Consider the following 17,095-nt stretch of genomic DNA (forward strand, 5'->3'; position numbering starts at 1 on the left):
TTCATCTTCTCTGTGACTTCTTTCCACCAAGCCGTTTTGCCAAGGACTGTAGGGTGCTGTTGTTTTATAGCTAATCCCAAGAAATTCTAAAACCGTTTGAAACCTCGACTTCTTATCCGTTTCATAAGAGTCGTTTGTAAATTCTTTCCCATTATCTGTCTGAACTTTGTCTATCTTAAAGCCCATTCTTTTCTCTAAATCTATAAGAAATTCAGATGTTGTATAAGTGCTATTTTCATTCATCAAATCAAGAACTCTAGTTCTTGAATAAGCATCTATAGCTGTGATTTGATAGTATCGTTTATGGTTACTGGCAAAACCTATAGAATGAATAGGAACGTACTTCACATCGATTTGAACTAATTCTCCTGGATAAGAATAGTTGGGTTTATCTTTTTTCTTGATTCGCCTTTTTTTCTTTTTAGAAGGAGGTTTTAAGTTCATTTTCCGTATTTGACGACACATAGAATCATAGCTTCTAGTATAGCCCTTATCCCTACATTTACGATAGACGTGGGCTAATCCTCGATGCCTATGGTATCGATAGTTATACTTGATTAACTCTAATTCAGTCTGTGTGTGCTGATTAGGATGAGATTTAGGGCGAGTTGACTTCTTTCGAAGGGATTCAATCGTCCCATCGTATCGCTTCCGCCATCTTTGAACATATTGACGGGATGTGTGATACTTTCTCGCTGTAAGAGCATTATTATTCACTTTTATAGCATGCTTAACAATTCGTTCGCGATGTTTCATTCCTTCTGTTATAATAGACATATGAGAGATCCTCCTTGGATGATTTTTGATTGCACATCTATCATACCAAAGGGGGCTCTTTTTTTGTTTGTTTTATGTCACAAATGTATTATCTCCTAACAATAATTTAAAAAATACCCCCGCTCGATTTGAGCAAGGGTATTGATTGTTACAATTAATGTTGATGTCCTTGACCATCATATTGATAGCAAGTACAACGGACCCAGTGACCTGGTTCCACTTCACGCAGTTGAGGGTCTGCTTCATGATACTCTGCTGGAATCCATGGGACCCGTGAAGCAAAGCGACAACCTTGCGGAGGATTGACCGGACTTGGAACATCTCCTTCCAAGACAATCCGCTCGCGTTGCAATCCATATTTAGGAATTGGAATTGCTGATAGCAATGCTTTTGTATATGGATGTAATGGGTTTTCGAATAATACATCGTAGTCTGCTAACTCAACAATTTGTCCTAAATACATTACCGCTACTCGGTCACTAATATGACGAACAACCGATAAGTCATGTGAAATGAATAAGTAGGTTAAGTTGAATTCATCTTGCAGCTGATCCATCAAGTTCAACACTTGCGCTTGAACTGAAACGTCCAGTGCAGATACTGGCTCATCTAGCACAATGAATTTTGGTTTTAAAATGAGTGCCCGCGCAATCCCAATCCGTTGACGGCTCCCACCATCCAATTCGTGAGGGAATGCACCTGCTACACTTCTGCGCAAACCAACCGTATCCATCATATTGTAAACAGCCGCTTCCAACTCGCGTTCAGACTTGAACAGATGATTCACCCGAGCAGGCTCTGCAATTAAGTCAAAGGTACTCATCCGTGGGTTCAGTGAAGAATATGGGTCTTGGAAGACGATTTGCATGTCCAGACGGATTTTATTGATGTCCGCTTTTCGCTTCAGTTGCGCCACATCTACCCCGTCAAACAGTACTTGACCCGATGTCGGCTCATGCAAGCGAATAATCGCACGTCCAACGGTTGATTTCCCACAACCCGATTCCCCGACAAGTCCGAGTGTTTCGCCGCGCTTAATATCGAAGCTAACACCGTCAACAGCCTTTAGATCTCCAGCTTTGGTCGGGAAGTACTTCGTTAGATCTCTGACACTAATTAATACATCTTCGTTACTCATTCAACTCACCTTCCATCTCTGCTGTTAGTGGGAACGCAACAAAATGTCCAGGACGTACTTCTCGGTACTCTGGCGTAATCACTGAAAAATCAGGTAACGCCATATTCATTGTTGCTAAACGTTCAACATCTTCGTCAATACTTGGAATCGCAGCAAACAATCCCTTCGTATATGGATGATATGGATGCTCAAAAATTTCTTGAACCGTACCATGTTCTACAATCGCCCCACCATACATAACAGAAACATAATCACACGTCTCTGCAACGACACCCAAGTCGTGAGTAATTAAGATCATCGAAGTATCGAAACGATCTTTTAAGTCTTTAATTAACTCTAGGACTTGCGCTTGAATTGTTACGTCCAATGCGGTTGTCGGTTCGTCTGCAATAATCAAACTAGGATTACATGCCAATGCCATCGCAATAACAACCCGTTGCTTCATACCACCACTAAATTGGTGAGGGTAGTCATCAATACGCTCTGGACGAATTCCAACAACTTTAAGCATTTCTTTTGCGCGTTCACGCAATTGGTCTTTTTTCAGATCCTCGTGCAAATCTAATACTTCTTCAATTTGCTCTCCAACGGTCATAACAGGGTTCAATGACGTCATCGGATCTTGGAAAATCATCGAGATTTTATTTCCTCGAATTTTATACATTTCATTTTCAGGGACGGTTAATAAGTCTGTCCCTTCTAGAAAGATTTCGCCAGATGTAATCTCTCCTGGCGGAGTTTGGATAAGTCGCATGATTGCTTTCGCGGTAGTCGTTTTACCCGCACCGGTCTCTCCAACTAACCCGTGCGTTTGCTTTTTGTCGATTTTGAAGTTCAGATTATTGACCGCGTGAACCACACCACTATCTGTATGATATTCAACACTTAAGTTTTTAATATTTAATAATTCACTCATCATAATCTCCTATCTCTTCAACTTCGGATCGAGCGCATCACGCAATCCATCACCAAGTAAGTTTAAGGCTAGAATCGTTAATACAATTGCCAACCCAGGGAACAACGTCATATGAGGATAGTCACGAATATAAGCACGTCCTCCAGATAACATCGCACCCCATTCTGGTGTAGGTGGCTCTAAACCAAGCCCGATAAAACTAAGCCCCGCTGCGTTAATAATGGCATAAGCCACCCCTAACGTCGCTTGAACAATGATCGGTGCCATACAGTTCGGAATGATGTGTTTTAAAATAATTCGTGCATCACTTGAACCGTTTGCTCGAGCTGCTTCAACAAACTCTTGATCTCTTAATGATAAGACTGAAGAGCGAACTAAACGAGCATAACCTGGGATTGCAGCAATCCCGACCGCCACCATTAAGTTCGTCAGACCTGGGCCTAAGGCAGCCATAATCGCAATCGCTAATAAAATATCTGGAAGGGCTTGAACAATATCAATAAAGCGCATCAAGATATTATCAATTTTACCACCATAATAACCCGTAATCGCACCAATCGCGACCCCAATCGTCATCGAAATACTTACTGAGATAAAGCCGACCCGGAGTGATACCCGTGAGCCATAGACAACTCGACTAAAAATATCGCGCCCGAGTTCATCCGTTCCAAACCAATGCTCGGCATTCGGTGTTTGGTATTGATTAGCTAAGTTCTGTTCAGCATAACCGTATGGAGCGATATAATCGGCAAAAATAGCTGTAATGACGAGAATAATAATAATCACTAACCCCACCATCGCCAATCGATTTCGCTTCATTCGTGTCCAAATATCACGTAGCCCTCTAAAACGTCCACGTTCAATACGTTCGGTATTTATTTGTTCTGTCATAATATCTCACCCCTACTCGTATTGCGTCTTAAGTCGTGGATCCACATAAGTATAGAGAATATCTACAACTAAATTCACTAAACTAAATGTAACCGCCACGAATAGAACGCACCCTAATACCATCGGCATGTCTCGTTTCATAATGGAATCCACCATCAAACGCCCAATCCCTGGGATAGAGAAGATAACTTCCGTCATCAAGGCTCCCCCCATTAATTGTCCGAATTGAGTACCGGTGATTGTAATAATCGGAATCAACGCATTTTTAAGTGCATGTCGCCAAATAATTTTGTTACGACGTTGCCCTTTGGCTTTTGCGGTTTGAATAAAATCTTTACGAATTACTTCTAACATCGATGACCGCGTCATCCGCGCAATAACCGACACGGATTGTGCCCCCAATGCCATCATTGGTAATACCATATGCATTGGTGTTGAATAACCAGAAGATGGGAACCAATGTAATTTCACTGAGAATAATAAGATTAATAATAAACCTAACCAGAATACTGGCATTGAAATCCCGATTAAAGCAGCCACCATCGTTACGTTATCAAAGATTGAGTATTGGCGTACCGCACTAATAATACCAACTGGCACTCCGACCACGACAGCGAAAGTAATCGCTGTTGCCGCTAATTTTAGCGTTGCGCCCGCCCGAGACATAATCTCTGGCGTCACATTACTGCGTGTGATATAGGAATAACCTAAGTCAAAATGGAAAATTACATTCTTTAAGTAACGTCCGTATTGGACTAAGAATGGGTCTTCAAGTCCCATCTCTATTCTTAACGCTTTTACCGCTGCTTCTGAGGCAGAAGGTCCTAAAGCGTTACGCGCCATGTCTCCTGGCGTTAAGTAAAGCAGCGAGAATACAATAAAACTTACTCCTAATAGGACGGGAATAAGATAAAGCAGTCGCTTTAAAATATATCTAAACATTATTACACCTCTCTATAAAAGGAGATGGCAGGCATCTCCTTTAAATACGGTTTTAATACGATTTTTTCTATTATTCACCGATCGTTACATCTGTAAATGAGTGGAAGCCAAGTGGAGATAAGTGAACGCCACCGATTTCCTTCTTAGTTCCCATGGTCATTTCTTTATTATGAAGTGGGATCCAAGCGTAAATATCCATCAAGTATTCTTGAACTTCTGCGTAGTAGTCTGCACGCTGTTGATCGTCTTGAGCATAGCGTCCTTTTTCTAACAGTTCGTCAACTTTAGGATCTTCTAAGAAGATGTAGTTTCCACCTTCACCTTTAGCTGATGAGTGGAAGCAAGGATATAAGAATGTATCTGGGTCTGATGAGTCCGCAGTCCAAGCAATCATGAATAGATCTTGATCACCGTTTTTGATGACTTCGTTAAAGGCAGACCACTCTAAAATGTTAATCGTTGCATCGATACCTGCTTGAGATAATTGTTCTTTCATTGCGGTTGCCATGTCTGAACGGTCTTTATTTTCGTTAGTACTAATCGTTAAGCTTAGACCATCTTCATAGCCAGCTTCTTTAAGTAATTCTTTCGCACGTTCGATATTTTGTTGGCGAACTTCCATTTGATCTGAGATTGAGTAATTCAATGTTGGAGGAAGTACCCCAGTCGCTGTTTGACCTAAGTCATGGAATACCGCTTTTACAATTGAATCAACATCTAAAGCTAAAGCAATGGCTTCACGAACTTTTGGATTATCAAATGGCTCTTTCGCTGTATTGAATCCCATGTATGTTTCACCATAGTCTAAAGCTTTAATTAAGTTAAGATCTGCGTTATCTTCAACTTTTTTAATATCTGTTGCGATAATGTCGTAAGCAATGTCTACCCCACCAGATTCTAACTCAATCACACGGTTACTTGGTTCTGGAATAACTCGGAATAATAATTTGTCGTAGGCTACTCCTTCACCGTGATAGTCTTCGAATTTCTCAAGTTCGATCGAATCAGCACGTTTCCAGCTAACGAATTTCAATGCGTTCGTACCAACTGGATGTTGTGCGTAATCATCGCCACCTTCAGTGACTGCTTTTTCGTTGACAATAAAGCCACCTGGGTGACATAGCGCAGGAATAATACCCGCGAAAGGTTCAGTCTGTTTAAATTCTACGGTATAGTCATCAATCGCTTGTACACTATTAACATCGATTGTTTGGAATAAGTGCGTAACGTTTGGCGCTTCAATCGCGCGTTTTAATGAGAAGACAACGTCAGAAGCTTTTAGCTCTTCACCGTTATGGAACTTAACGCCTTCTTTTAATTTGAAACGGTAGGTCACATCATCCACTTGTTCATAGCTTTCTGCTAAGCTCGGTTGAATTTCACCGCTTGGATCTAATTTAACGAGTCCTTCATAAATTTGTGTTGTGACGTTACTTGATTGGTTGTCATTGGACATCACTGGGTCTAATGAGATAGCATCGCCCGATAAACCAATCGTTAATTGGTTTCCGCCCGTTCCTCCACCAGAACAACCTACTAATAACAATACACAAAGCATTGTTAATAACATTGATAACTTCTTCTTCATAATTAGAATCTCCTTATCATTATCATTCTACTTTGACACTTGCGACAGACAGTTGACTACGCGACACGACAAAATTTAATATCCACCACCTCTGTAATAACACGTTTTTGTAAACGCTTCTATACTCTATGAAAAGCCTAACATAGTTACTTCTCATTCGTCAATCTCTCTTTCAAAAAATTATACAATCGTGAATTGAACATTATTATATTTGTCCGAACGTGTGACAAAAGCTTGTGAAAAAATAAAAATCCTTATTCGCTATCGACAAAATCGAAAGTGAATAAGGAACGAATGATTATTGATAATATTGTGCTTGGGCTTTCCATAGTTCGGAATATTTGCCCGGCTGATGAACTAACGCTTCGTGCGTTCCGCGCTGAATAATCTTGCCTTGGTCAAAAACCAATATTTCATCACAGAAACGACAGCTTGACAAACGATGTGATATATAAAAGGCCGTTCGATCTTCAACCATCGCATCAATATGTTGGTAAATCTCAAACTCAGCGATCGGATCCAACGCGGCTGTTGGCTCATCGAGAATCATAATCGGACTTTCTTTGTACAAAGCACGGGCCATCGCAATTTTTTGAGCTTGTCCTCCTGAGACATTGCTCCCATTCGATTGATACTCTGTCCCTAAATACGTCTCAAGCCCTTGTTCAAAATCTGACACTTTCAGCCCGACTTGATGGAGTGCGCGTTGCACCCGATCAATATCGTATTCTGGGCTTACCGCAATATTCTCCGCTAGGGTCAGACCTAACAAGCGATAATCTTGAAAGACGACCGAGTACAATTGATACCATTCTGCCAGTGAATATTTCATGCCATCGACTTGGTTCAGTTCAACTGAGCCCGTGGTCGGTTCATAAAGTCGCAGTAGTAACTTAATAAAGGTTGTTTTACCTGAGCCATTCTCTCCTACAATGGCGTAGCGCTTGCCAGGTTCGAAGTCCTGAGTAATTCCTTTGAGAATCTCCTCATCACTCCCTGGATATTTGAACGACAGGTCTTTCACAGAAAGTTGATAATCATTGTCTAGCCGTTTCTCAATTGGCAAGGTGCCTTGGGCTTTTTCATCTGGTAAGTCCAACAATTGATAGAATCGGTCCATCGGTTCTCTTTGAGCAAATACAGAAGATAACGATAATAATCCTCGCATGGAAGTCATCAACTGGTTCATCGCTCCCATCAATTGAACGACCATCCCGATAGGTAAGCTACCTAAAATCACCCGAGCGCCAATCAATAAATAGATTAAGGTATTAATGACACCTTCGCTGAATGCCGCCATCAAATTCGAATGCGAATTAACTTTATGAAACTGCGCCATAAACTCAATCATTTTTTTAATTTGCTCATTCCACATTTTGACGAACTGAGATTCCCCATGGTACAAGCGGATTTCTTTGCTCGATTCCGGGTCTTCTAATAAATTAATCAAATAGAAGGCGAGCGCATTTAAGCGAACAATCAATCCTCCTTTGGTTTCTAATATCCCCACGGCACGTTGCATTTCGAGTATTTGAATGACAATCAATGATACCATCGTGGCAATTAAGGCGACGTTCACCCAATATGAGTCAATCCAGTGAGCGCCTTGTGCGTAGGACCATAATGGCCACATTAGGATAAGAGACATCCCCATTCCAACAAGGCTATCTAAAGCACGCAAAGTATGTTCACAAATATAGTAGAAAGAAGAGTTATTTTGCATTTGATCTCGGCCTACTTGAAAGGCCAGCGATTGGATATTTGGATCCTCAACATAAGTATACTCGGTAATCGCCATCTTCTTATTTGGAATATCGAATAAGTCTCGCCGCATCTCCGTAAACCGAACCCCATAGATTGGACGAAGTAAGGCATTCGCAAGTTGTAAAGTTCCTATGATCGTTAGATAACGTATAATCATTGGCATAATCGCATCATAATGGCCATACGATAAATTTGATAAGACCCGTGACATATACCAGAAGTTTGCAAATGTCACGCCATGAGTCAAGAAAGCCAAGAGAATTCTTAATAATAAAATTCCTTTAAAGTAGTACCATAAATCCTTAAAAGTTCTTATAAATAATTGCTTTCGACTCATTTAAATCACTCCTCCTTGTTCGCTCACAGCTTCTGGCTCTTCATTTCCATCGCCTAAATCACGATAATAGTATGCTTGATGGTGGAACATCTCCGCATACGCTTCATGTGACGCCAGTAACTCCTCATGGGTTCCCATCTCTTTAATGTAGCCGTCATCCAAGTAGATAATCCGATCGCAAAATTGTGTTGAAGCGAGGCGATGCGAGATGAATAGGGCAGTCTTGCCTTTAGAGAATGCCAAATAGTGTTGATAAACTTCACTTTCGCTCAATGGATCCAACGCGGCAGTCGGTTCATCCAATATTAATATCGGCGCATCTTTATAGAGTGCCTGAGCTAATTTTAATTTTTGCATTTGCCCGCCGGATAATTCCACCCCGTCATAATCAACTTGTCTAACAATTTTGGTTTGGTCGCCTTCCGGTAACTTATCGATCACTTGATCCATACCACTCTGTTCAAGTGCAGCTTGATATTTTCCTGGATCATAAGGGGCTCCTTGTAGAATCGTATCTCGAATATTAAAGGTAAATAAATGCGTGTCCTGGAATACGGGGGCTATTTGCTGGTAATAAGCTTTTCGATCAAACTCACGCAAGTCCGTCCCGTTAATTAAGATACAACCAGAAGTTGGTTCCAAGAGTCCTAAGATTAATTTTACTAACGTTGTTTTCCCGGCTCCATTTGTCCCGACAATCGCTAGCTTCTCACCCGGATGAATGGTTAAATCCATTTGATCGATAATCGCTTCTTGTCGATTCGGATAACGATACGTTACTTTTTCCAGCTTAATTTCAAAAGGAACACCTTCAGTCGCTAAAGGTTGTTCACCCTTAAATATCGGAGCCAAATGCATATAATCATAGAACGGTTCGATGTCGATTAAATATTCCAGCGTCATGGCAGATTCTTCAATCAGTTGCGACAACACGGTGATCACAACGGTCACCAACCCGACATAGACGATAAAGTCGCCAACCGCAATCTCCTCTTTGATTAAGCTTTGAAGACTGTAGTAATAAGCTAATCCAGACATCAGCAGTGTCATCAATAGAACACCGATACTTTCAATCCGATTCAATCGGTTCGTAGGGCGAATTAGCTGATAGTACTGCTTCATTAGTTGTGCTTGAATCTCACTAATCCAATCCATCATTGAATAAAGTCGAATATCTTTCCCAACACGATGATCGCTCATAACTTTCCGCGCATATTGATACTGTGTTTCATTGCTCAGCCGCTCATCGCGATTGCTACGCTTTAATTTCAACTGGAAATGTTTGATTACAAGTAGGAAAATCACCAAAATCAAAATCAATCCCAACATAACAGAATCGAGTTGAAAGAGTAGCGTAGTATATAAGATCATTCCAATTCCAGCTCCAACTAACTCGACGCCTCTCAAGATGAATCCCATCAACGGCGTCCCATTGTGATCCGCTGCGTATACCGCTCCTTTGAAGGCTGCACTATTCTCTTCGCCAATAATTAACGGATAATCCATCAACACCTGGTAGGATAGCACTTGCGCTAGCGTTAACAATCGCAATCGATCGGAAAATTTATTTTCAATCCATTGATTGCTATAAACTAACAGCATTTCTGCCAAAATCAAAAGACCCATCATTTTAAGTGTGTATAGTAAATAACCGGTCAAATCGCTTTGATGTGTCGTTTGCAATAAATAATTCACTAAACCTCCCGACACGAGCAATCGCGCCATCGGAAGCCATGCTTTGACAATTACTTTGGTCAATGCGATGGGGTAAAACTTACGATCCACTTCAAAAATTAATTGATTAATATAACGAAAGATTGCCCATTTCTTCTTCATCTGATCCCTCCTGACGCTTTCAGTATAAATGAAAAAAGACATTTTATTCGATAAAATGTCTCAGATTGGAGACAAACCCCGTTTGAGTTAATCTCAAAATAAGGGTTTGTCTTTTGTTTTAGTGAAATATCCTCTGAAAATAAAAAAACGAAGCCTTTCTAGCTTCTCAATGCCAGTATATTGGCCAGTTTCTTCATGTTTAAGCAGGCAAAAGTGAGCCCTGCTTTGAATTCCATCAAGGCTTTCCCAACTAAATGGGTATATCGAAAACCGTGATGTTCCTTCGCAGTGCCAAATAATCGCTCTACCGATTGCTTACGTTCTTGATATAGTGCACGCATGCCGTCTGAATGCCGGATTTCTTCGCAGGTTTCAAGGGCTTCCTGCCAGACATGCCGTGTAATGACGCGTTTACTTCTTTCCTCTCCCGATGCGCGATACTCTCGGTAACCTTTGCGATTCGTTGTTGTGTAATGATAGACGGTATTGTTTTCATCTAAATAACAGTCATAGTATTCATCATAGACAATGTCTCGATTCTCTGGTTTGCGTCTAGGACGTGTATAAGGAAATATTGGGGTGATGGCTTTACTTAATAAAAACTGAGCGATAGTGGGGGTTTTATACCCGGCATCCGCAATAATACGGGCAGGATCAAACGAGATAATCTTGTCAAATAATGACGGGAAAGCTTGTGTATCATGAGTGTTCCCTGAATGTACGCTGTAACCTAATACCCAACCGTTCCGATCACAGGCAGTTTGAATATTATAAGCAAAGACTTGTTTGTGGTCTCCTTTATGGAACCAACCGGCCTCGGGATCATTGGGACTGATTTTTTGGGATTTTGTTGAGGCCACCTTTTCTGTATTTTTTAGGGGCTTTTTTCCATGCATCTCCCGATCTTTTTGAACAGCTTCCATCATCTCATCCGCTAACCATTTTGCCTGGATAAGGATTTCCTCATTTGTATACTTCCGACCATTGGCGCAAGCTTTAACATGGGTGCCATCAATGAAAATATCTTTAGAATCGACCACGCCTGCCTCAAAGCACTGGATGAGAATCTGTGAAAAAATTTGTTCGGCGATATTGGTTCCTTCGAAACGTCGCTTATAATTTTTTCCAAATGTTGAAAAATGTGGCACGGTATCCGTAAAAGATAAACCGAGAAACCAACGATAAGCTACATTTACTTGAATTTCTTGAATCGTTTGACGCATGCTTGGAATCCCGAAGAGATATTGAATGATTGGGATTTTAATCAAAGTAACCGGGTCGATACTGGGACGCCCGTTATCAAGGCAATAAACATCTTCGACCAGATCATAGATGAAAGAAAAGTCAATGTAGCGATCAATTTTTCTTAGAAGATGTTCCTCAGGAACGAGATCTTCAAGCGCATGAAATGCGATTTGGTGACGTGCTTCAAACGTCTTACTTTCAGCATTAATGGACATCATAGAAATCACCCGTTTTCTTTTTATTATATCGAAAAAAGCTCATAAAATCACTCGAAAGAAGTGATTTAATAAGCTTTGTCTACAGTCTGAGACATTTTATTCGATAAAATGTCTGAGTGGTTGAAAATTTGACCTCAACGGTTATTTTAATTACAAAGGCAGGGTAACCTCCGTGACAAAGACCCCTTCTTCCCATTGACGGTTGACGATACCATGATTCGCTTGAACCGCCGCATCAATCCGACGCAAGCCATACCCTTGCCGATTCGGTTGCTTTAATGAGCGATACCAAGGGAGCGGAGCATGATCCATCGTATTCATCATACTGATATATAAATTATTCTTTATAGGGGCAATATAAAGTCGAATTCGTGCACCACCTTGTTGCTTTAGCGTTGCTTCAATCGCATTGTTCAACAAATTTCCTAAAATAATAGCCAGATCGGTTGAAGGAATATTTAATTTATCTGGGGCAATGGCTTCTGCCTTCACTTCAACTCCGGCACTGACGGCTCGCGTTAGCTTTGTATTGACTAACGCATCCATTAACGTATTCCCAGTACGGATTAAGGTATCGACTTGATTTAATTCATTCGTTAATAATTTTAAATAGTCACGCAAAGCAGTGAGGTCCGATTGGTTCGCATACGCATCAATCACTTGCAAATGATTGCGATAATCATGACGAATCCCCCTTAAACGGTCGTAGATGGCTTCCACTTCCACCACATATTCATCTAATTCTTGTTGTTGAATTTTAACGGTTTGGAGTTTGATCACTAAACGCCAAATAATATAACCCATTCCAAGGACTAGGATACCTAAACTTACCAATATAACTCGATTCATCAATAAGCTCCTTTACGATAATGCGATACAAAGGCGGCTTGCACTTCTTTTAACAGTCTTCTCGAAAGAGGAATCGCCGTACCATCTTCCATCTGCACCTCATTGGCGTGGATGGCACTGACATGATTTAAGTTAATCAAGTAGCTGCGGTGCGGACTTATAAAATCCGCATTGAGCTTCTCTCTAAAGGCGGCTAATGTCTCACCCAATTCAATCTGTTCATCTTCGAGCGCTATCGTTAAACGCCGACGATTGACCTCGACCCAATAGATTTCATTGGCATTCAGCGCTCGACTCACCCCATCGATGGTATCAACTAGCACGTAATGTTCTTGGACAGGTTGGATCGTCAAATACTTTTGAATGACCCGCTCAATATCTGCGTGATCAATTGGCTTTACTAAAAAGTCCAACGCATCCACTTGATACCCTGCGACGGCGTATTCGCTATAACCGGTCGCAAAGATAATCTCGATTTGCGGAGCGATTTGCCGAATTTGATGTGCCAACGACATCCCGTCGAGCGTGGGCATTTCGATATCTAAGAATAGAAGTTGCCATTCTGGATGTTCTTCTAATTCAAAGAGAAAATGTTCGCTACTCTCAAGGCAAGTAATAGAACAATCTACCTTTAGCGCTTGGCAAGCTTGTTGTATTAATGCTTCCATATAATCTCGTTGAATCTGTTCGTCATCTACCACGACGATGTTCAGCATGGTCAGTCCCTCCTACTCATTAGTCAACTCATTATAGCATATCTAATCCCTTTGACGGACAGAAGAAAGCGTTGTACTATAGAATTATAAAATTTACAAAAGGAGAATGATTATGTCAAAAGTTACCCCACTGAATACGGATAAAGCACCTGCCGCTATCGGTCCATACTCTCAAGCAACGACCGCAAACGGCCTCGTGTTTGTCTCTGGTCAATTACCGATTGACCCTGCCGTAGGTAAAATCGAAGCGACCGATGTAGCTGACCAAACGCGTCAATGTCTTGAGAACTTGAAGCATATCTTAGCCTCAGACGGTCTGACTTTAGCCGATGCATTGAAGACAACGGTTTATTTAGCAAATATCCAAGACTTCGCCGCGATGAATGAAGTCTATGCAGAATATTTCCAAGCACCTTACCCTGCACGTGCTGCCTTCGAAGTGGCTGCCCTACCTCAAGGTGCACTGGTTGAGATTGAACTTGTTGCTGCAAAATAATTAGCCTTAAATACAAATAAAGCCGGGAGCAATCGCAATTGCTTTCGGCCTTATTTTTTTATCTTAATATTTCTACGACATTCTTTCTTGATGCGGCTCGAGCAGGAAAGACACTGAATACAATGCCAATCAAGACTGAAATCAATACACTGACCAATGCCGTCGTCACATCAAAGAGCGCATTAAATGGAATAAATCGGCTGACTAAAAGCGCAATCCCGATCCCGCTTAAATAGCCAATAATCCCACCGAAGGTCGTAATCGCAATCCCTTCCAGTAAGAATTGCCATTGAATACTATCCTTGGTTGCCCCGAGTGAACGTCGAATCCCAATCTCTTTTGTTCGCTCTGAGACAGAGATATACATCATATTCATAACCCCGACACCAGCAATAAAGAGTGAGATTCCTGCCACCGCAGAAATAAAGAGTGTTACCATCGACAGTGTCTTACCGACTTCAGCCATCATCTCAGAACTATCAAAATAAGTATAGCTCCCATTGCTAATTTCAGCACCCGCTTCATCTAAATAGCTCTTAATCTTCTTATTGATGGTGGACATATCGGCACCATCTTCGAAATAGACTTGAATGCCAAAATCAAAGTTTTGCGCATAATAATAACGATCAAACGTCCCACGTGGCATCACACCACTAATGGTCGAGAAAATATAACCTTCTTCTTGTAGCTTTTGTTCTTCTTCAGACAACGTCTTAATAAAAATTCCCACAATCGTAAATTCATGCCCATCCAAAGTCGCAGATCTTCCAACAGCCTTTTCGGCACTACCATACAATTGGGTGGCAACATCTTCATTCAACATCATATAAGGTGACCGATAATCCGAATCAGCTTGGGTTAGATTCCGTCCCGCAATTAACGGATAGTCGGATTCCTCTAAAATTTCAAACTCAAAGTCGAGATTTTCTTCTCTTACTTTAATTTGACTATACTGCGTCTGAACCGAAGTCTCGCTATCTAGCTTGACTTCATCTACACCCGGCATTTCTTCAATTGCTGAGAGGTTATCTTTACTAAAAGGCGTAATTTGTGCCCAGTCAATATTTTGATTTTCTGGGTTAAAACTAAATCGCTGGCTCATTCGTCCTTTTTCGTCTTTCGTTAAATTATCAATTGTTTGTTGGCGAAAGCCATTCCCTAAGCTCATAATTGTGATCACGGCGGCAATCCCGATAATAATCCCAATCATCGTTAGAAAGGTTCGTCGCCCGTTCATTCTCAGTGTGTCAAACGATGATTTTAAGATTTCACTCATTCGCATCTTCAGTCACCTCCTGAGATTGAATATTCGATCGCTGGGCGAGTGTTTCATACTCTAAATCTTCCCAGCGTTTTTGACTAATTTGCCCGTCCACAATTACAATATTGCGCATTGCATAGGCTTGGAGTGCCGGGTCATGTGTCACCATCACGATCGTTACGCCATCTTCTTCGTGGCGTTGTTTTAAAATATCCATAATCAATGTAGAGGTCTTCGTATCAAGCGCACCTGTCGGCTCATCCGCAATAATAAATTGTGGATTATTAATTAACGCACGTGCAATCGCAACGCGTTGCTTTTGGCCTCCTGATAATTCATGTGGCATATTCTTGAGTTTGTCTTTTAAGCCCACGCGCTCCAGTGCAGCTTCGACTTTCGGACGCGTTTGCTTTGCGGTCATCCCGCTATAAATTAGCGGTAAACGAACATTTTCTTCAACGGTCATCGTCTCAATTAAATTAAAATCTTGAAAGACAAAGCCCACTAATTGATTACGCAGTTGCGAAATTTGACGATCGGTTCGTTGTTCAATCAACTTGCCATCTAAAATATACGACCCCTCAAATTGATTATCTAAAAAGCCTAAAATATTAATTAACGTTGATTTCCCGGATCCTGAAGGTCCCATGATCGAGACAAATTCACCACGATGAATTTGTAGATCAATATTCTTTAAGACATGGAGCTGTTCCTCACCGGCCGTATAATACTTATTAATGCCTCGAATATCAATTAACGGCACAGAAGTATTAGTGACCATCATAATCCATTCCTTCCATATCAAATTGATCGAATTCTGCATTATCCATCACTTGAATGGTCTGTCCCTCTTTGACATCGTATGGATAAAGGATGACCACTTCACCTTCCTCAACGCCTCGTAGAACGACTTGCTTCACACCTTGGCGTTCTAATTTAATCTCTTTCTTAACTGCGACGCCATCTTGAACCGTATAAATAAAAGTCTTTTCACCTTCGTAGACAATCGCATCGGTTGGAATCACATAGCCTGGCAGGCCAATTTGGACTTTCACCGTAAACCCAGGTTGAATAAATTCATCCGCTTTAACTGTAAAGCCATATTGGGTTCCAGAGCTACCTTGGGATGCATTATACATCGGTTCATTCGATTCATCGGACCTCGGCGAAACTTTCGGAATCTTATCGTAGTGAATCATCGTGCCGGTAACATCGCGGTCCTCAGCATCAACATAAAGATTAACCGGACGATCTTCACCTAACGCGTAGAATTCGTACTCTGAGACGGATCCAGTAACGGAGATATCTTCACTAATTACACGAATAAATGGTACTTGTGAGTCCGTCTTTCCATCTTGATTTAAGATGACTTTACCATCTATTTTTGCAACGACTTGGCTATCTTGATCCTTCAACATTCTTGCAACCTTAATATCAATATCTTCAATTTGTTGGTTTAAAGTTCGAATCTGATCTTTAATGCCATCCGCTGAGCCATCTTCTGGGGGTGCTACCAATTCACCAGATTCATCCATCACCGGTGGATTGACCGGTTTATTTACATACTCCCCTTTGCCAATCGGCACCGAGACGTAATATTGGTAGCCATCTTCGGTCCAATAACCTTCAATCAAATCGCCTTGCCAGTTATAGGCATTACCGGTCATTTCTGACAATTGATCAATCAGGCGCTCACGTTGGTTATAGAGTCGGGTCTGTTCACGTCGGGTATCTTCGAGTTCGTAGACGGCTTTTTGTTCATTGTACTTAAATAAAGGTTGCCCTTTTTTGATTACTTGCCCATCCGTCACATAGACTTCTTGAATATCTCCCCGTTCAGCATTGTAATAATAAGTCTGATCGGTCTTCAGCTGAGCGACCCCATTAATTGTAATCGGTTCTTGGCGGTACAAGGTCATTGTTTGATAATACTGCTCAGATTCCGAGGCTTCTTCTGGGTCTTGACTATAGGCGAGTCTCTGTCCAATAGGTCGTCCATTCGGATTCGACCAATGAATCTCCCCATTAATAAATCCATAGGCTAATAATATTGATAACGGACCTGCGATTAACAGGCTATAATTTAATTTCTTGCGGTCCAAGGATACTCCTCCTCTGTTA

The 17,095-nt window shown here is 41.2% G+C and carries 15 protein-coding genes; 1 reads left to right on the forward strand and 14 read right to left on the reverse strand.

Annotated elements, in window-relative coordinates; all coding sequences use genetic code 11:
• From HMPREF9707_RS04245 to HMPREF9707_RS04295, 11 genes are all read right to left on the reverse strand, one after another.
• Positions 1–777: DDE-type integrase/transposase/recombinase (locus HMPREF9707_RS04245; protein WP_006701453.1), on the reverse strand; the 777-nt coding region annotated here is incomplete at its 3' end.
• A gap of 154 nt (positions 778–931) precedes the next feature.
• The gene (locus HMPREF9707_RS04250) at positions 932–1,915 is read right to left on the reverse strand and encodes an ABC transporter ATP-binding protein (RefSeq protein WP_006701454.1); all 984 of its coding nucleotides are present in this window, start codon (positions 1,913–1,915) and stop codon (positions 932–934) included.
• A complete protein-coding gene (locus HMPREF9707_RS04255; RefSeq protein ID WP_006701455.1) occupies positions 1,908–2,831 on the reverse strand; it encodes an ABC transporter ATP-binding protein in 924 nt (307 codons plus the stop codon). Before HMPREF9707_RS04255 ends, HMPREF9707_RS04250 begins: the two co-directional genes overlap by 8 nt.
• Positions 2,832–2,840: 9 nt before the next feature.
• Positions 2,841–3,722 carry a nickel transporter permease gene (gene nikC / locus HMPREF9707_RS04260; protein ID WP_006701456.1) on the reverse strand — a complete coding sequence of 294 codons (882 nt, stop codon included), beginning with the start codon at positions 3,720–3,722 and terminating at the stop codon, positions 2,841–2,843.
• A 12-nt stretch (positions 3,723–3,734) separates the two neighbouring features.
• Positions 3,735–4,664, reverse strand: a complete 930-nt coding sequence (locus HMPREF9707_RS04265; protein WP_006701457.1) for an ABC transporter permease — start codon at positions 4,662–4,664, stop codon at positions 3,735–3,737.
• A gap of 70 nt (positions 4,665–4,734) precedes the next feature.
• Positions 4,735–6,252, reverse strand: coding sequence for an ABC transporter substrate-binding protein (locus tag HMPREF9707_RS04270; RefSeq protein ID WP_006701458.1), 1,518 nt, complete (start codon positions 6,250–6,252; stop codon positions 4,735–4,737).
• A 298-nt stretch (positions 6,253–6,550) separates the two neighbouring features.
• Complete coding sequence (locus HMPREF9707_RS08485; protein ID WP_006701459.1) at positions 6,551–8,353, reverse strand: ABC transporter ATP-binding protein; 1,803 nt, start codon at positions 8,351–8,353, stop codon at positions 6,551–6,553.
• The gene (locus HMPREF9707_RS08490; protein WP_006701460.1) at positions 8,354–10,189 is read right to left on the reverse strand and encodes an ABC transporter ATP-binding protein; all 1,836 of its coding nucleotides are present in this window, start codon (positions 10,187–10,189) and stop codon (positions 8,354–8,356) included.
• A gap of 158 nt (positions 10,190–10,347) precedes the next feature.
• Positions 10,348–11,652: an IS1182 family transposase gene (locus HMPREF9707_RS04285; RefSeq protein ID WP_006701461.1), complete on the reverse strand. Its 1,305-nt coding sequence runs from the start codon at positions 11,650–11,652 to the stop codon at positions 10,348–10,350.
• A gap of 150 nt (positions 11,653–11,802) precedes the next feature.
• Positions 11,803–12,501: a sensor histidine kinase gene (locus HMPREF9707_RS04290; RefSeq protein WP_006701462.1), complete on the reverse strand. Its 699-nt coding sequence runs from the start codon at positions 12,499–12,501 to the stop codon at positions 11,803–11,805.
• Positions 12,501–13,217, reverse strand: coding sequence for a LytR/AlgR family response regulator transcription factor (locus HMPREF9707_RS04295; RefSeq protein WP_006701463.1), 717 nt, complete (start codon positions 13,215–13,217; stop codon positions 12,501–12,503). Before HMPREF9707_RS04295 ends, HMPREF9707_RS04290 begins: the two co-directional genes overlap by 1 nt.
• Positions 13,218–13,329: 112 nt before the next feature.
• Here HMPREF9707_RS04295 and HMPREF9707_RS04300 point away from each other — a divergent pair, with 112 nt between their 5' ends.
• Complete coding sequence (locus HMPREF9707_RS04300) at positions 13,330–13,713, forward strand: RidA family protein (RefSeq protein ID WP_006701464.1); 384 nt, start codon at positions 13,330–13,332, stop codon at positions 13,711–13,713.
• Between the two features lie 58 nt (positions 13,714–13,771).
• On the opposite strand, the gene HMPREF9707_RS04305 is transcribed toward HMPREF9707_RS04300, so the two are convergent.
• Genes HMPREF9707_RS04305 through HMPREF9707_RS04315 form a run of 3 tightly spaced genes read right to left on the reverse strand, consistent with a single transcriptional unit; the run spans position 13,772 to position 17,076 of the window.
• Positions 13,772–14,995, reverse strand: a complete 1,224-nt coding sequence (locus HMPREF9707_RS04305; RefSeq protein ID WP_006701465.1) for an ABC transporter permease — start codon at positions 14,993–14,995, stop codon at positions 13,772–13,774.
• On the reverse strand, positions 14,982–15,755 hold the full coding sequence (locus HMPREF9707_RS04310) for an ABC transporter ATP-binding protein (protein WP_006701466.1): 774 nt from the start codon (positions 15,753–15,755) through the stop codon (positions 14,982–14,984). The genes HMPREF9707_RS04305 and HMPREF9707_RS04310 overlap by 14 nt, the downstream gene beginning before the upstream one ends.
• Positions 15,745–17,076: an efflux RND transporter periplasmic adaptor subunit gene (locus HMPREF9707_RS04315; RefSeq protein ID WP_006701467.1), complete on the reverse strand. Its 1,332-nt coding sequence runs from the start codon at positions 17,074–17,076 to the stop codon at positions 15,745–15,747. Before HMPREF9707_RS04315 ends, HMPREF9707_RS04310 begins: the two co-directional genes overlap by 11 nt.
• Positions 17,077–17,095 lie beyond the last annotated feature (19 nt).

Source organism: Falseniella ignava CCUG 37419 (genome assembly GCF_000301055.1).
Classification (GTDB): domain Bacteria; phylum Bacillota; class Bacilli; order Lactobacillales; family Aerococcaceae; genus Falseniella; species Falseniella ignava.